Origin of the sequence: Mesorhizobium sp. 1M-11, assembly GCF_001303895.1 — a bacterium.
Lineage (GTDB): Bacteria > Pseudomonadota > Alphaproteobacteria > Rhizobiales > Rhizobiaceae > Mesorhizobium.
This window is the reverse complement of record NZ_LJSD01000034.1, coordinates 28,958-43,930: the sequence shown is the minus strand read 5'-3', so window position 1 is coordinate 43,930 and position 14,973 is coordinate 28,958. Positions and strand designations below refer to the sequence as shown.

Sequence of the window (14,973 nt, the reverse complement as noted above, 5' to 3'; positions counted from 1 at the left end):
CTGGACCTTGCGGACGGAGGCCGAATACGGTCTGGTTCGCGCCTTTCCCGAATTGCGAGAGATGGGCACCGAAAGCATGTTTTTTGCCTCCGACAACTGGGCCGGCGCCCATCCCAAGATTGCTGCCGCGCTCAATGCGCACAATGCCGGATTCGCCGCAGCCTATGGCGACAGCGATCTCGACAAGGCGGTCGCGCATCGTTTCAGCGAAATTTTCGAGCGCGAGGTCGCGATCTTCTTCGTGGCCACCGGCACCGCCGCCAACTCGCTTTCGCTCACCGCCTACAACAAACCCGGCGGCATCACCTTCTGCCATCGCGAATCGCACATCGTGGAGGACGAGTGCGGCGCACCCGAATATTTTACCGGCGGCTCACGGCTACGGCCCGTCGATGGTGCGCTTGGCCGCATCGATCCTGATGCGCTGGAGCAGGCGATCGAACGTTTTGCCGGAGAATTCGTCCATGGCGGCCGACCGATGGCAATCTCCATCACCCAGTCGACCGAAACAGGGACGGTCTACGGGCTGGACGACATCGGCGCCATTTCGAAAATTGCCAAGAAATACGGACTGCCGCTGCACATGGACGGCGCCCGATTCGCCAACGCGCTCGCGTCACTCGAGGCAACTCCCGCCGAAATGACTTGGAAGCGTGGCATCGACATCTTGTCCTTCGGCGGCACCAAGAACGGCTGCTGGTGCGCGGAAGCGATCGTGCTGTTCGATCTCGACCGCGCCAAGGAGCTTGCCTTCCTGCGCAAGCGCGCCGCACAGCTTTTTTCCAAGTCGCGCTTCATCGCCGCCCAGTTCGACGCCTATTTCAAGGATGGGCTGTGGATGGAGACTGCCCATCACGCCAACGCCATGGCCGCTCGACTGGCGGCGACGATCGAGGATGACGAAAGCTCCAAGCTGGCCTGGCTGCCGCAGGCAAACGAGGTCTTTGCCATACTCGACCGGAAGAAGGCCGAACGGCTGCTGGCTTCGGGAGCCGCCTTCTACGATTGGCATATGCCGCATGGCTTCGATGGCCATCTCGGCGAAAACGAAGGCCTCTACCGGTTCGTGACCAGCTTCGCCACCACCGAAAGGGATGTCGACGGCTTCGCCGCGCAGCTCCGGGCCTGACGCGTTATAAAAGTAAGTCCCATGGCGGTGATGTATCAGGTCGACGCTTTTTCGGACCGGATATTCGGTGGCAACCCTGCCGCCGTGCTCGTCCTCGACGACTGGCTGGCCGAAGAGGTCATGCAGTCGATCGCGGCCGAGAACAATCTGGCCGAAACCGCCTTTGCCCGACCGAACGGCAGAGGCTGGGACCTGCGCTGGTTCACGCCCGTCCATGAGGTCGACTTCTGTGGCCATGCCACTCTGGCGACAGCGCATGTGCTCGCAGCTCATCATGGTGTGGCTGGTGAAATAGCCTTTTCGACCCGTGTCGGCGAACTGCGCGTCGCCCGCGTCGACGGCGGCTATCGCATGGATCTGCCGGGCTTTCCGCCTGAGCCTCTGCCAGAGCTGCCGGCGTCGATCGCCTCGCTTTTCGCCGACGTCAACCACAACGCCTTCCGCAATTTCGAGAACGTCTTCGTTGAATTGCCGGATGAAGCGGCTGTCCGAGCCTTCGTGCCGGATCTGGTGAAAATCGCGACATTGAAGTCGCAGGGGCTGGTCATCACCGGCAAAAGCGACACCTACGACTTCGTTTCACGCTACTTCGCGCCCGGTGCCGGCATCCCGGAAGATCCGGTGACCGGCTCAATTCACGCGACACTCGTCCCCTATTGGGCCGATAAGCTCGGCAAGATCCACTTATCGGCGTTCCAGGCCTCGGTACGCGGTGGCTACCTGCTGTGTGAACTCTCCGGCGATCGCGTACTGATCTCCGGCAAGGCCGTGACTTTCATGAAGGCGGAAATCCATCTGCCATGATGTGCTCGGGCGATATTTTTGTGTAGAAACATCACCGCCAGCCGACGACGCCAGAGAAAAAGATCATGCCTTCCACCGAGCTCCTCATCGCCTTTTTCATCACGACTTCGGTTTTTGCCTACATCCCTGGCCCAGCCATGCTTTACGCAACGGCGCAGACCATCGCGCGCGGCCGCTGGTCGGGCTTCATGGCGGCAGTCGGCATCCATCTCGGTTGTACTGTGCATGTGATCGCCGCAGCCGCGGGGCTTTCGGTGCTCTTTCACGCGGTTCCTGTTCTTTATCTTGTCGTGAAGCTCGCCGGTGCCGCCTACCTGGTCTGGCTGGGTATCTCGATGTTTCGCGCCAAATCCGACGGCGGCGAAATCAACCCGCACGCCATCGGTGCGAAATCCGGCCGCCGCGCCTTCGTAGAGAGCATTACCGTCGAGGTGCTCAATCCGAAGACGGCGTTGTTCTTCCTGGCATTCCTGCCGCAGTTCATTGACGCCTCCGCTGCCCTCCCGGTCTGGGCGCAATTTCTCATTCTGGGTAGCCTCGCCAACTTGATCTTCTCCTCGGCAGATATCGTCTGCGTTCTCCTCGCGGGCGTTATCGTCACGCGCCTCAAGCGCTCAAGCGGCGCTCAGCGCCTGATGCGCCGCGCCGGTGGCGCGCTGTTGGTCGGGCTCGGCGCGCATCTGGCGCTGCAAAGGACTTGAGTCCCACTCCTGACTTCTCCCGGAGAAGGTAGGGCGCGCCCCTGGCTGGCGTCAGCGTCATCAAATTTCTGCATTCACACTCTTGACCTCAAGTTAACTTGAACTTGTAGGAACGGGTAAAGTCGGTCCGAGGGGTCGCTGCACTGGGGCTTTCCGGAGGCTTGCAACGAGGGTGGAACTGCGCTGCCAACGAGCACGGCCGGACCAGCCGACCTGAAGGAGACGATGGCATGACATGCGCGGAAACAACACTTCCCGCCACCACGGCGAAATCGGAAATTGGCCGCAAGGCGACCCTCCTGATGGTCGCGACCCTGACCATCATGGCCGGTACGACGATTTCGCCTTCGCTGCCAGCCATCGAAACAACCTTTGCCAATGTCGAGGGCGTCAAGCTGCTCAGCCGCATGGTGCTGACACTTCCTGCACTGTTCGTCGCTTTTTGTGCACCGCTGATCGGCGGCCTGGCAGACCGCTATGGGCGGCTACGCCTGCTGATCGGTTCGATCCTGCTCTACGGCTTCTCCGGCATCTCCGGACTGTTCGTTGAAAGCCTGCCGGCGCTGCTCGTCGGTCGCGCCGCACTCGGTATCGCCATCGGCGGTGTCATGACGCTGACGACAGCACTCGTCGGCGATTATTTCAGCGGCAGCGAGCGCGAACGCTATCTTGGACTGCAACAGGCCTTCACCGGCATCGGCGGCGTCGCTTTCGTTGCCGCCGGCGGTATTCTCGCCGACTATCACTGGCGCGCGCCCTTCGCGATCTATGCGGTGGCTTTGGCCATCATTCCCGCGGCCATCGCCTTTCTGACCGAGCCCGCGCGACCCGCGCCGAATGGCCAGGCGACAGTTTCCCTGTCCGAACACGCAGTTCGCTGGCTGCCGGTCGCCGCCCTCTGCACGCTCGCTTTTCTCGTCAATATGATCTTCTATTTCATCCCCTCACAGCTGCCATTCTACCTGCGCGCGGTCGGCATCGGCGCCGCCAGCAGCGCCGGTTTCGCACTCGGCCTGCACAATCTGGTCATGGCTGGCTCTGCCCTCGCCTATGGACGCCTGCGCGCCAGGCTTTCTGTTCCAGTGATCTTCGTCATCGGGCTTTGCCTGATGACGCTGGGTTTCGTGCTGGTCGCCTTCGCAACCACCATGCCGTCGGTGCTGTTCGCCATGGCGATTGCCGGTGCGGGTCTCGGCCTCACCATCCCCAATCTGATGTCGGGCATCATTGCGCTGGCCAGCCCCACCTCACGCGGGCGACTGGCCGGCATGGTGACGGCCTCCATGTTCATCGGCCACTTCACCTCGCCTTTCGCCAGCCAGCCCTTGATCGAGGCCATTGGCTACCAGGAAACCTATCTCGCCGCTGCCTTGGGGCTCGCAGCACTTGCCATCGTCTGTGCAGTCATCGCGCTCAACGGAAAGGTCAGAGCTTGAACCGCAAGCCGATCTACGACAACAAAAAAGCGGCGCCTGACGGCGCCGCTTTCGTCTCGGGAGGAGACTTCTGCCGAGCCCACCGCCTCAGTTGGCGGCCTTGGCCTCGATCTGCTTGGTCTTGGCCGGAGCGGCCGAGATCGCGATCTTACGGGGCTTCAGCTCTTCGGGAATGTTGCGCTTCAAATCGATGTGAAGCAGGCCGTTCTTGAGCGCGGCGCCGACGACCTCGACATGGTCGGCAAGCTGGAAGCGGCGCTCGAAAGCGCGGGCGGCGATGCCGCGATAAAGGACCTCGGAACCTTCGCCGTTGGTCTCGTCCTTGCGCTCACCCTTGATGGTCAGCACGTTACGATGAGCCTCGATCGAAATCTCGTCATCCGAGAAGCCGGCGACGGCCATGGAGATCCGATAGGAATCCTCGCCAGTCCGCTCGATGTTGTAGGGCGGATAGCTCTGGCCGCCTTCAGGCTGGCCCAGCGAATCCAGCATCGTGAACAGACGGTCGAAACCGACGGTCGAGCGATAAAGCGGGGAAAAATCGACATGACGCATGGTGTGTTCTCCTGTTGAGCAACATGGTTTGCGTAATGGCTCAGGCGAAACCCTTGAGGCGTTTCCAATGAACCAGCGGCCCCGACCTCGGCGGCCGCAGTAGACATCTGGGTGTCCTGGAAGGGCGTTTCAAGGCGTTCGACCAGAGTTCCTGGCGCCGCTTTTAGATGAACGGCAGATGAACCGACCCTTCTGCCGCCGTTCAGATCACGGGCGCTACTTTCGCTCCAACATCACGACCAGCGGCGAAAATTGACGCCGCGACGAGGCCGAGCCGGGTGCAACGTCCCTTCCTCCCGGATCGACAGGAGCCGGAAGCGCTGCGTCACGCGCTTCCGGCTTCCAGCGTCTCGATCGCTTCGCGCTTTCCGGATTGACTTTGCATTTTACCCAATTGCTTCTATCACCTGCAGGTTGGCCCGTCCGCGGGTGCGAACCACTCAAAGCGCCTGATGACGCATCCTTTCTATGAACTCGACGGCAATCCCGTCCCCGAAAACGCCGTCTCCGGCTTTCTCACCGCGCGTGACCACAAGCAGATCCGCTTCGCCAGATTTTCCGCTACCAGCAGGCCTCTGAAAGGCACGGTGGTGATCCTGCCCGGCCGCAACGAGTGCATCGAGAAATATTTCGAGACTATCCGCGATCTGGCTGGCCGCGGATTCGGCGTGGCCATGCTCGACTGGCGCGGCCAGGGCGCTTCCGACCGGCTGCTCAAGAACCCGCAGCGTGGCTATGTCAAAAGCTTCCAGGACTACGCGAGGGACCTCGAACAGTTGTTCACGGAAGTGGTCCTGCCTGATTGCCGTGGACCGTACTACATCCTCGCGCACTCCGCCGGCGCGCTGGTGGCGCTGCTGGCCAGCGCCAATATGGCCAACCGCGTGCAGCGCATGGTGCTGATCGCGCCCTTTCTCGATCTGCCCGATCAGCGTGTGTCGATGACGACGGTTCGCCGCCTCGGCAGCGTGTTGACCTATGCCGGCCTTGGCCGCCTCTATGCCGCCTGGGGACCGCGCAAGGCTCTGCCGACACCCTTCGAGCGTAATCTGCTGACGAGCGATCCCGAACGCTACCGCCGCAACACCGAGCTTTACCAGACCCATCCGCGACTGGCGCTGGGTGGTCCCACCGTGCGTTGGCTGCGTGCCGCTGCCATCGCGACGGAAACCGTGCGCAGCCCTGAATTCATGGCCGCGATGAAGATCCCAACGCTGATCATCGGCGCCGGCAACGATCGCGTTGTCTCGACCCGCGCGGTCGAGCATTTCGCCCGCCACATCCGGCTCGGCTCCTTCGTCATGATCGACGGGGCCAAACACGAGATCCTGCAGGAAAAGGACTATTACCGCGAGCAGTTGCTGGCGGCTTTCGATGCCTTCATCCCTGGCAGCGATGAAAAAGCGACAGCTGACGCTTAACCCCGCAACGCCTCCATGGCCGCTTCATGCAGTTCGGGCGTTGCCGCCGCCAGGACATCGCCGCCATTCTCAGCCGGACGCCCGTCGAATGTGGTGACGACACCGCCGGCCTTCTCGATGATCGGGATCAGCGCGACGATGTCGTAGGGCTTCAGGCCCGGATCGGCGACGATGTCGACCGTGCCAGCCGCCACCATCGCGAAAGCGTAACAGTCGGTGCCATAGCGCGACAGTTGCACCTTGGTCTCGAACAGATCGAAACGGTTGCGCGCATCCCCCTTGAACAACGCCGGCGTGGTGGTGAACAGCGTAGCGTCCTCCAGCTTCGTCGTCTTGCGCGCGGCTAGCTTGCGCGGACCGCCCGGCCCTTCATAGAAGGCGCCGTCGGCATTGGCATAGAACAGTTCGCCGGTGAATGGCTGCGACATCAGTCCGGCCACCGCATCGCCGTCGACCGTGAGCCCCACCAGCGTGCCCCAGACAGGGAGGCCGGAAATGAAGGCGCGTGTACCGTCGATAGGATCGATGACCCAGACATGCCGGCTGCCCAGGTTTTCACTGCCATGTTCTTCGCCCAGGATGCCATGGTCGGGGAACTCCGCGCCGATCAACGCACGGATCACCCGCTCGGCTTCGCGATCTGCTTCTGTGACCGGATCGAAGCCGCCTGACAGCTTGTTGGCCACGGCGCCCTGGCTGCGGAAGCGCGGCAACGTCTCGGCCGCGGCCGCGGCTGCGATCCGCCGCATGAAGTCGGGGGAAATGTTCAAGTGCTTCTCCTGGAAACTGCCGGCCAGACTGCATGCCGCCGCAGGTACTTAACAAAAGCGTTGCGGGAATGTCACGCGCGCTGCGTGGCAGGCCTTTCCTATTTCATTTTGAATTAATTATCAGGTTGACTTTTGTGCAACGCACAATAACCTCGAAGGTGGACAGGTTCTCCTGTCCATGCCCATCTTGGGCGTTTCCTCCCTAGACTTCGACCGCGTCGTGTCAACGATGCGGTCTTTTTTTACGACCGCCGTAGCGGTCGAGCGAGTAGCGAATAGAGAGTAGGGATTAGCGTTTCCAGCTCGGACTTCGGCTTCCTGCTATTCGCTACTCGCTGGATTCACTCCGCCGCTTCCGGCAGGTCGAGGAAGTGATGGTCCGGCATCGCCATCAGGTCCGCCGAGAAGCGCGCGAGATCCTCGGCCAGCGCATCGAACCCCACGGACTTCTGGAAGGTGCGCTCATTCATGTAGAGGCCGCGATTCACCTCGATCTGCAACGCGTGCAGGTTTCGCACCGGCCGGCCATAGTGCTCGGTGATGAATCCCCCGGCATAGGGTTTGTTGTAGGCGACCGAATAACCCATGCTGTTCAGGAGCGCGATCGCCTCCTGCGTCAACACCGCCGAAGCGGAGGTGCCGAAACGGTCACCGATGATGAAGTCCGGTCGCATGCCTTGGTCACTGGTGCGCACGCTGGCTGGCATCGAATGGCAATCGATCAGCACTGCATAGCCGAAACGCGCATGCGTGCTGGCGATCAATCGCTTCAACGTCTCGTGGTAGGGCTTGTAGACAGTCTCGATACGCTGGAAAGCTTCCGCGATTGGCAGCCGCGCGGCGTAGATGTCCAGTCCCTCGCCCACTAGCCGTGGTATAGTGCCGAGCCCGCCGGCCACGCGCGCCGAACGGATGTTGCAATAAGGCGGCACCGGCTCGATAAACATGCGCGGGTCGAGTTCCCACGGCTCCCGGTTCACATCGAGATAAGCGCGGGGGAAGTTGGCGGCCAGCATTGGCGCGCCGAGCATGATCGCCGAACCGAACAGCTCATCCACATAACAGTCTTCGGAGCGGCGGATGGTACTGCGGTCGAGCTTGGCCATCGCCAGGAACCGGTTGGGATAGTGGCGGCCGCTGTGCGGAGAATTGAAGACGAAGGGAACGCGCTGTTCTGCGCCCGAGCGGATTTCGAAGGGCGGGACGGCCGCAAAATCCTCAGCTGGCGACGTCAAATTTCAGGAACCCATCGGAATGCGTCTCTCATCGCTCCAACGTGCCACCGCGCTGGCCTCGTGTCCAGCGTTTCGGCGGCGTCCATCGACTTGACGCTGGAACGCCGCGCGTCCATTCGAACGCGCAAAGGGCGTTCCAACGCTTTTGAACCTGCGCATCGCGCTTTCAGGTAGAAAGCTTTCGATCTTCGCGCTGTGCGCAAGGGGACAGAAGCCCATCATTCACTTGATGTTTACCGTCACGATTCCATATACGTGATGGTTAACGGGATTGTTCCTCCACAATCTCGGGGGATGATTCGGACGGAACGAGAATGGCACGCATACTGCTGGCGGAAGACGACGACGATATGCGCCGGTTTCTGGTGAAGGCGCTTGAGCGTGCCGGCTACCAGGTCAGCGATTTCGACAATGGCGCCAGCGCCTACGAGCGGCTGCGCGAGGAACCGTTCTCGCTGCTTTTGACCGATATCGTCATGCCCGAGATGGACGGCATCGAACTCGCCCGCCGCGCCACCGAGATCGACCCGGATCTCAAGGTGATGTTCATCACCGGCTTCGCCGCCGTCGCGCTGAACCCCGATTCGAAGGCGCCGCGCGACGCCAAGGTGCTGTCGAAGCCTTTCCATCTGCGTGACCTCGTCAACGAGGTCGAGAAGATGCTGCACGCCGCGTAAGCGGCCGTCACACCACAACGCGAATCCAAATCGGCACAATCGCAAGCTGCGCACGCACGCGTGTGTCTGCGGTCGATTCACTCTCAACCCCGGTCGATCTTCACGCCATCGCGACATTTTGGATGTCGGCTTTCTTTCGGTGTTCTCGCTATTGACGCGCCGAAACAAAAGTGGTGTATGCGCGGCGTCGGATGGGCGTGTAGCTCAGCGGGAGAGCACTACGTTGACATCGTAGGGGTCACAGGTTCAATCCCTGTCACGCCCACCATCCAACCACTTGATAATGAAAAATCTTTCAGATTTGTCGGCAGGCGAATTTCGCCTGAGTGCAACGCAGGTGGCACGCAAATCTGATCAGATCTCGTTGAATCAGTGTCGCGATACCTGAAAGAAGGCCCCAGGGCCTCGAAATAGTCGTCGATGGCCCGGCTGCCACTCGCCATGTAGTCGGGGTCAAATCGAGCGTAGATCTCGGTGACGCCAGCCGCTTTGTGGCCCAAGATTCCCTGAACCTCCCATGCAGCTACACCACGTCGGCGAAGCTCCGCTGCCATGGTATGGCGCAGGCTGTAGGGGGTAATCTCCCTGGGCAAGCTCGCCTGTTTTACCATGGCAGCAAAGACTTTCTTGATGCTGGCGATCGGCTTTCCATGCCAATGAACGAAGCGTTCTACATCCCGTGCCTCCACATAAGGAAGCAGGGTGTCTGTGATCGGCACGACTGGACGCCTCTTCTTGGTCTGCTTTCGCCCCCGCGGATTGAGCTCGATACGTCGAATGTCCAAATCGACTTGGCTCGGAGATAGGTCGAGAACCGCATCGGGGCGGGCAAGTGTGTTGAGTGCGATCATGCAAAAGTTATGCAGATGCGGCCATTTCTTCGCTGCGGTCAGCAGTCGCCGCATTTCATCGATAGACAGGCGATAGCGTTCTGTCTGATCGCTGCGATCCGGCTCATCGATGATGAACGGCGCAGATTTGATTTCCTGCCGCTTCCACGCACGATTGACCGCAGCACGTCCAACCGAGAGCACTCGAGACACGTAAGCGTTCTTGTACCCACGGTCCTTCAGCCAGATGACAAACGCCTCCTGCCTCTCGATTGTTACTTCCCCAACGGCAGCCTCACCCCAAAAATCGTTCCAAAGAGCAAGTCCATGTTTCGCTTGATCATGACTAGCGATGCGGACCAGCCGCCCTTGGCTGTCAAGTTTGCAGACATGTCCATGCCAGTAACGCAGCAGCACCTCAGCAAGCGGAGTGTCAGCCGGCTCCTTATTCTGAACACGGGCATTTTTTGCTACAAATTCGGCTAAGAGGATCTGGGCTTCCCGAAAGTCCGCTGTGCCGAGAGAAAGGCGTCTGGTTTGGCGGGTGGTGGAGTCGAACCAGGTCGCGTACCACATTCGGGAACGCGGGCGTTGAGAGAGCCAATATCCGGCAATTTCGCCAATTCGCTTTCGCGTTTCGGACATGATTTGACCGTACTGCTTTCGATGTAGTCCAGTAGAATTTGTTCAGTGTATCGGTACCTACCGCCGACCTTCAAGTAACCGATGTCGCCGCGCTTTCGCATTCGTTGAAGCGTGTCGACCGACACACCTAGTGTTTTCGCGGCCTCTCTTTCCGACATGGGCGGCTGAAATCTTCCTATTGTCATGTTTGCTTCGTCGACTAGGGTCAGCCTTTGCTCTGATGATCAGTATTCGAAAGGCCTTCTCGTCTCGCCTTCGCAAAGGCCCGGTCGCTTTCGAGGAAGGCGTCAAGCATAAATGGAATGAGCTCTTCGACCGTTTCCGATTGGCCATAGATGCGTCGATAGATCGATGCATAGTCATTAAGCGTCCGATTCAATTTGGCACTGACGGTAATGGTGAGCTTCGCAGGCGCCCGGTCGGGGAGCTTTCTGAGTTTCAGGCTCGACATGATCTACTCCCCGCTCGCCGCGCGATAAGGCCGTAGCACCAGATCCTTATGCACGATGACGCGCAGCGGCCAGCCTGGGCGAACGGTGATCGTAGGCTGAATATCCAGGTTCTTCTCGGCGATACGCTGACCAGCCCGGCTGACGTTCTGCTGGGCGGATTCTCGGATTGCCTTCACCAGATCACTCTCGTTGTCGCCGACGCTGAGTTCGCTGCCGACACCCAGCAGCGTCGCCAACGCAACGCCCTTGATCAGTTGCCAGGTATGGAAGTCGACCTCGTCTTCGAGACCGGCATAACCGGCGGTATCCGTCGCCGGCAGATTGTCGATTTCGATCGATGAGCCGTCCGGCATCAAGATGCGCTGCCAGATCAGAAGCGCACGCTTTTGTCCGAAGGCGACGACGCTGTCATAGGTGCCGATCAATCGCGAACCTTGTGGAATGAGCAGGATGTTGCCAGTGACGGTGTCGTGCACGTTTTCGGTGACCTGCGCGACGACCAGCCCCGGCAAATCGGAGTTGATACCTGTGATCAGGCTTGCCGCAATCACGCCGCCGGCCATCACCTGGTAAGGCGAAGCCGGCGTCTGCAATGCGTGCGCATTGTAGATGCCGTCCTTGCTTTGCTCGCTGATAAAATCGAGCTTGCGCTGCTGATTGCTCTGATCACCTTCCGCCGGAGCTACAGAAGCGGACACGGCCGCTGCACCCGATGGCGGTAGCGGATTGGGGAGCTCCTGCACATCCTGGCCTCGATCCCTTGCCGCCTGGCTGAAACGGTTTTCGATCTGGAAGAACACTTTCGACTCTCGTGCCTCGATTGCTTGCTGAGCTTGACGCTGAGCCTCTTCGGAACCAGCGTTTCCTGGTGCAATGCCGAGCTGGCGGTGGTGCTCGAGGATCGGGCGGCCGAGATCACCGGGCAATGGCGGTCCAAGCACGGGGGCCTTCGGCTTGGTCCCGGTGTAGTCCTTGGGCAGAGCATCAAGCCCTTCGGGAGTTGGCTTGCGATCGGTGTTGTAGAGCTCTTCGGCCTGCTGCCTGAGGCGCAGTGCGGGCCCCCGCAGCGCGAACATGGTCACGCCGAAGATCGTGGCGGAACCAACGGCGGCAATCGCGACGATGATACCACGCCTGAACCGTACAGCCCGTCGCGGCGAACCTCGCAACTGCAACTGCTCGGGATCCAGTTTCGGTGGAGCTTCAGTACGGGAAGGATCAATCATGAACTCACCCTCCCCGGCTGGAACGCACAAAGAACGACGTGCGCCGAGGCTTGCCGTCGGTTCGGGTGATGCGGACCACTTCCTGCTTTTTGGTGCCAAGGCGCAGTTCAGCGGCGGCAAACAGGCGGTCGACGATGTAATAGTTGCCGCGAACGCGATAGTTGACGAGCTGGTTGCCGCCGTCCGGCCCGACGATGAAGAGCGGCGGTGCCTCGCCCTGATCGATGCGGCGCGGGAACTCGATGTAGACCTTGCTGCCGTCGTCGAAGGCGCGAGCCGGACGCCAGGGAGGCGTGTCGCCGGTGATCGCATAGCGGAAGCGAATGTTGTCCAGTGCGACATTCGATGCCACAGGCGAGGCCGCTTCGGCGCGAGCATTGCGCTGGCGCAGCGCCACGAGCTGGTCCTCGCTGTAGGTCCAGGAGATTGCCGCCATCGCGGTTTTCTCGGTACTCTGGAGTTGCAGGTGATATGTGCGGCGTTCCGTGGTGATCACCAGATTGGTAGTGAGACCGGCCGCGAAAGGTTTTACCAGCACATGGGTACGCTGGTTGTCTCCCGTGCCGCTGACGGTATCGCCAATCACCCATCGCACCGTGTCTCCGGCAGAAACAGCAGTCAGCTTTTCGCCCGGCTGCAGCGCGATATCGCTGACACGTTCAGGCGCGGCGTAGAGTTGATAGAGCGCACCTTCGGCATAGGGGTACACCTGGACCGCATTGATGTAGCCGTATCGCGTGGGCTGTTGCGTGGCCGCCTTGTTGGCATCGGCAACGCGTTCCTCAGGAGAGCGCTTTTCCGCGGCGACCTTGCCTGAGTCCGGCTGCAATTGACCGGGAAGCGGCAAAGGCTTCGGTACCTCGACGATCTTGACCGGCCTTTCCGGCGCCTTCTCGATCGCTGCTGGTTTGAAATCGGCAGCGTCGTAGGAAATTTGAGGCGGAGGTACCGGCTTGGAGGCACAGGCGCAAAGAGCCGATGCGGACAGCATCAGGGCGGCTGGGACCGATACGCTACTCGTTGTCATTGGCGGGCTCCTTGGGAGAAACGGATGTCGGCGCGGCGCTGTCGAGCTCGCGCGACCAGTCGATGGCGTTGATGAAGACCCCAAGCGGGTTCTTGCGCAGCTGATCGGTGTTCCGCGGCGGCCGGATCACGATGGCAAGAATCCCCGTCCAGCGCGTCGTGCTGGTGAGGCTGCCGCGCTCGAAGACCTGTTCCGTCCATTTGACCTGGAAGGAATTGTCGGAAGCCCGCACAACGCTTGTCACCTGCACGGAGACGCTGCGGGTCCCGATCTGCCCGAACGGATCGTTCGCCTTGGCGTATTCGTTCAGGAAGAGCGCGGCACGATCGGTGGCGAAGTCATACGCAGCCAGCCAATTTTGCCGAACCAGAACCGGATCGGTGGACACGGAGCGCACATTCTGGATGAAGCGGCCAAGATGCCAGGCGATCTGAGCATCGTCCGGGACATAGTCCTGGACGGCAGGGGCAACCGCACGGGCTTCCCCGAAGCGATTCACTTCGACGACATAAGGCACGACGCGGCTCTGCATCGACTGCCAGAGCAGCCCAATTGAGAGCGCGGAAGCCAAAGCCAGGCAGCCGATCGCCATCAGCCGCCAATTGCGCGCCTGCGCACGGGAGGACCCGATGCGCTCGTCCCAGAGTTGAGCAGCCTTTTGATACGGTGTTACCGGCTCCGGTGTCCTGCCATAGCGTTGAACGGGTCGCTTGAAGAGCATCTAGTCTTCCTTGTCGTTGAGAGATGGGTTGGCGCCGCCACCTCCCCTGTCGCCATCTCGGACGGCCTGGATGGCGGCATGGCGATGAGCACGGGCGGTCTGCTCCGAGCGCAGGCGTCTCGCCCACGCCGGGGTGGCATCGGGCGTGCCGGCATCCGGGCTTTCGGCCATCGAAACGGTTGGTTTGCCACCCGTCGCCGTCCAGGTGGCTTGCCGCCCGGCATCGAAACTGCGTCCGAAAGAGCCTGCGGCGGATCGCGCCACCTGCATCGCAGCACCTCCGGCGGCACCGCCCACGCCGTGCAGTCCTGCAGCCATGCCGGATAGGCCGCCTCCGGACGAGGTCGCCTGCCCGATCTGCCAGGCACTGGACGCAGCCGACCCCATGGTCGTGCCGGCACGGATTGCGGCGAGACCGCCACCGGTTGCGATGCGCGCACCGGCCATTGCAGCACCTCCGGCAACAAGTGAAGCACCCGCCGCCGCCACGCCGGTACCGAGGGCAGCACCAGCGCCGAGCTGAGGCGCACCTGAAACCAGACCAGAAGCAATGCCGGGCCCGAAGATGCCAAGGCCAAGCAACGCCAGCGCGCCAAGAACCTGGGACATGGCCGCGGCCAGGTCCGGCTCCTTACCTTGGAGCGCGGATGCAAACTCACCGAACAGCGTGGAGCCGATGCCGACAATGACGGCGAGTACCATCACCTTGATGCCGGAGGAGATCACATTGCCGAGCACGCGCTCGGCCAGGAATGCCGAACGACTCCAGAGGGCGAAAGGCACGAGGACAAAACCTGCAAGCGTGGTGAGCTTGAACTCCAGGATGGTGATGAAGAGCTGATGGACAGAATGAAGAAGGCGATGACGACCAGGAACCAGGCCACCAGCAGCACGAAGATGGTGAGCGCATTGCCGAAGATCTCGGGGAATCCGAGCAACTGGCTCGCCTGATCGAGCAGCGGCCAGGCGCCCTCGAAACCGGTCGCGGCAATGCGGCCGGGCCGCAGCAGACTGTCTGCGGACAGGTTGCCGGCGGACGCATGGATGCCAAGACCGGAGAAAGACCGATAGATAATATCGGCGAGACTTTTGAAATTGTTCAGGATGTAGGCAAAGACGCCGACATAGAGCACCTTGCGCACCAGCCGCCCGAGGACATTGGGCTCACCACCGAGCGCCCAAGCGAGGCCCGCGAATGTGATGTCGATCCCGATCAGGATGGTGGTGAGAAAGGCAACGTCGCCGGAAAGCAGACCGAACCCGCTGTCGATGTAGCGGATGAAGGTCTGCATGAAGCGATCGATGACGCCGAGATCATTCATGACGCCGCCTCGCTCGTTCTAG

At 61.1% G+C, this 14,973-nt stretch carries 13 protein-coding genes, 1 tRNA gene and 1 pseudogene; 7 read left to right on the top strand and 8 right to left on the bottom strand.

Annotated elements, in window-relative coordinates:
• The first annotated feature begins 76 nt into the window (after positions 1-76).
• The 4 genes from AO692_RS14660 (at position 77) to AO692_RS14645 (ending at position 4,070) form a co-directional block, all read left to right on the top strand.
• Positions 77-1,129, top strand: coding sequence for a low specificity L-threonine aldolase (locus AO692_RS14660; protein WP_054310831.1), 1,053 nt, complete (start codon positions 77-79; stop codon positions 1,127-1,129).
• A 21-nt stretch (positions 1,130-1,150) separates the two neighbouring features.
• Positions 1,151-1,933 (top strand): PhzF family phenazine biosynthesis protein, encoded by a 783-nt coding sequence (locus tag AO692_RS14655; protein ID WP_162839666.1) that lies wholly within the window; start codon positions 1,151-1,153, stop codon positions 1,931-1,933.
• A 65-nt stretch (positions 1,934-1,998) separates the two neighbouring features.
• The gene (locus AO692_RS14650) at positions 1,999-2,634 is read left to right on the top strand and encodes a LysE family translocator (RefSeq protein ID WP_054310791.1); all 636 of its coding nucleotides are present in this window, start codon (positions 1,999-2,001) and stop codon (positions 2,632-2,634) included.
• A 230-nt stretch (positions 2,635-2,864) separates the two neighbouring features.
• Positions 2,865-4,070, top strand: a complete 1,206-nt coding sequence (locus AO692_RS14645; RefSeq protein WP_054310790.1) for an MFS transporter — start codon at positions 2,865-2,867, stop codon at positions 4,068-4,070.
• Positions 4,071-4,157: 87 nt separating this feature from the next.
• Here the strand turns inward: AO692_RS14645 and AO692_RS14640 are convergent, their stop codons facing one another.
• Positions 4,158-4,625 (bottom strand): Hsp20 family protein, encoded by a 468-nt coding sequence (locus tag AO692_RS14640; protein ID WP_054310789.1) that lies wholly within the window; start codon positions 4,623-4,625, stop codon positions 4,158-4,160.
• A 452-nt stretch (positions 4,626-5,077) separates the two neighbouring features.
• On the opposite strand from AO692_RS14640, the gene AO692_RS14635 reads away from it, so the two are divergent.
• Positions 5,078-6,046 (top strand): alpha/beta hydrolase, encoded by a 969-nt coding sequence (locus AO692_RS14635; RefSeq protein WP_054310788.1) that lies wholly within the window; start codon positions 5,078-5,080, stop codon positions 6,044-6,046.
• Here the strand turns inward: AO692_RS14635 and hisN are convergent.
• Both hisN and AO692_RS14625 read right to left on the bottom strand, forming a co-directional pair.
• Complete coding sequence (gene hisN / locus AO692_RS14630) at positions 6,043-6,795, bottom strand: histidinol-phosphatase (RefSeq protein ID WP_200911739.1); 753 nt, start codon at positions 6,793-6,795, stop codon at positions 6,043-6,045. The genes AO692_RS14635 and hisN overlap by 4 nt on opposite strands.
• Before the next feature lie 362 nt (positions 6,796-7,157).
• Positions 7,158-8,051, bottom strand: a complete 894-nt coding sequence (locus tag AO692_RS14625; RefSeq protein WP_054310786.1) for an N-formylglutamate amidohydrolase — start codon at positions 8,049-8,051, stop codon at positions 7,158-7,160.
• Between the two features lie 314 nt (positions 8,052-8,365).
• On the opposite strand from AO692_RS14625, the gene AO692_RS14620 reads away from it, so the two are divergent.
• Positions 8,366-8,728 (top strand): response regulator, encoded by a 363-nt coding sequence (locus AO692_RS14620; RefSeq protein ID WP_018429348.1) that lies wholly within the window; start codon positions 8,366-8,368, stop codon positions 8,726-8,728.
• Between the two features lie 193 nt (positions 8,729-8,921).
• A tRNA-Val gene (locus AO692_RS14615) sits at positions 8,922-8,996 on the top strand.
• 1,412 nt (positions 8,997-10,408) lie between these two features.
• Here AO692_RS14615 and AO692_RS14600 read toward each other — a convergent pair.
• From AO692_RS14600 to trbL, 5 genes and pseudogenes are all read right to left on the bottom strand, one after another.
• Complete coding sequence (locus tag AO692_RS14600) at positions 10,409-10,654, bottom strand: DUF2274 domain-containing protein (RefSeq protein ID WP_054310783.1); 246 nt, start codon at positions 10,652-10,654, stop codon at positions 10,409-10,411.
• Positions 10,655-10,657: 3 nt separating this feature from the next.
• Complete coding sequence (locus AO692_RS14595; RefSeq protein WP_054310782.1) at positions 10,658-11,881, bottom strand: TrbI/VirB10 family protein; 1,224 nt, start codon at positions 11,879-11,881, stop codon at positions 10,658-10,660.
• A gap of 4 nt (positions 11,882-11,885) precedes the next feature.
• The gene (gene trbG, locus AO692_RS14590) at positions 11,886-12,908 is read right to left on the bottom strand and encodes a P-type conjugative transfer protein TrbG (protein ID WP_054310781.1); all 1,023 of its coding nucleotides are present in this window, start codon (positions 12,906-12,908) and stop codon (positions 11,886-11,888) included.
• Positions 12,895-13,629, bottom strand: coding sequence for a conjugal transfer protein TrbF (gene trbF / locus AO692_RS14585; protein WP_054310780.1), 735 nt, complete (start codon positions 13,627-13,629; stop codon positions 12,895-12,897). Before trbF ends, trbG begins: the two co-directional genes overlap by 14 nt.
• Positions 13,630-14,951 (bottom strand): annotated as a pseudogene (trbL, locus tag AO692_RS14580) (P-type conjugative transfer protein TrbL). It lies immediately after the preceding gene.
• Positions 14,952-14,973 lie beyond the last annotated feature (22 nt).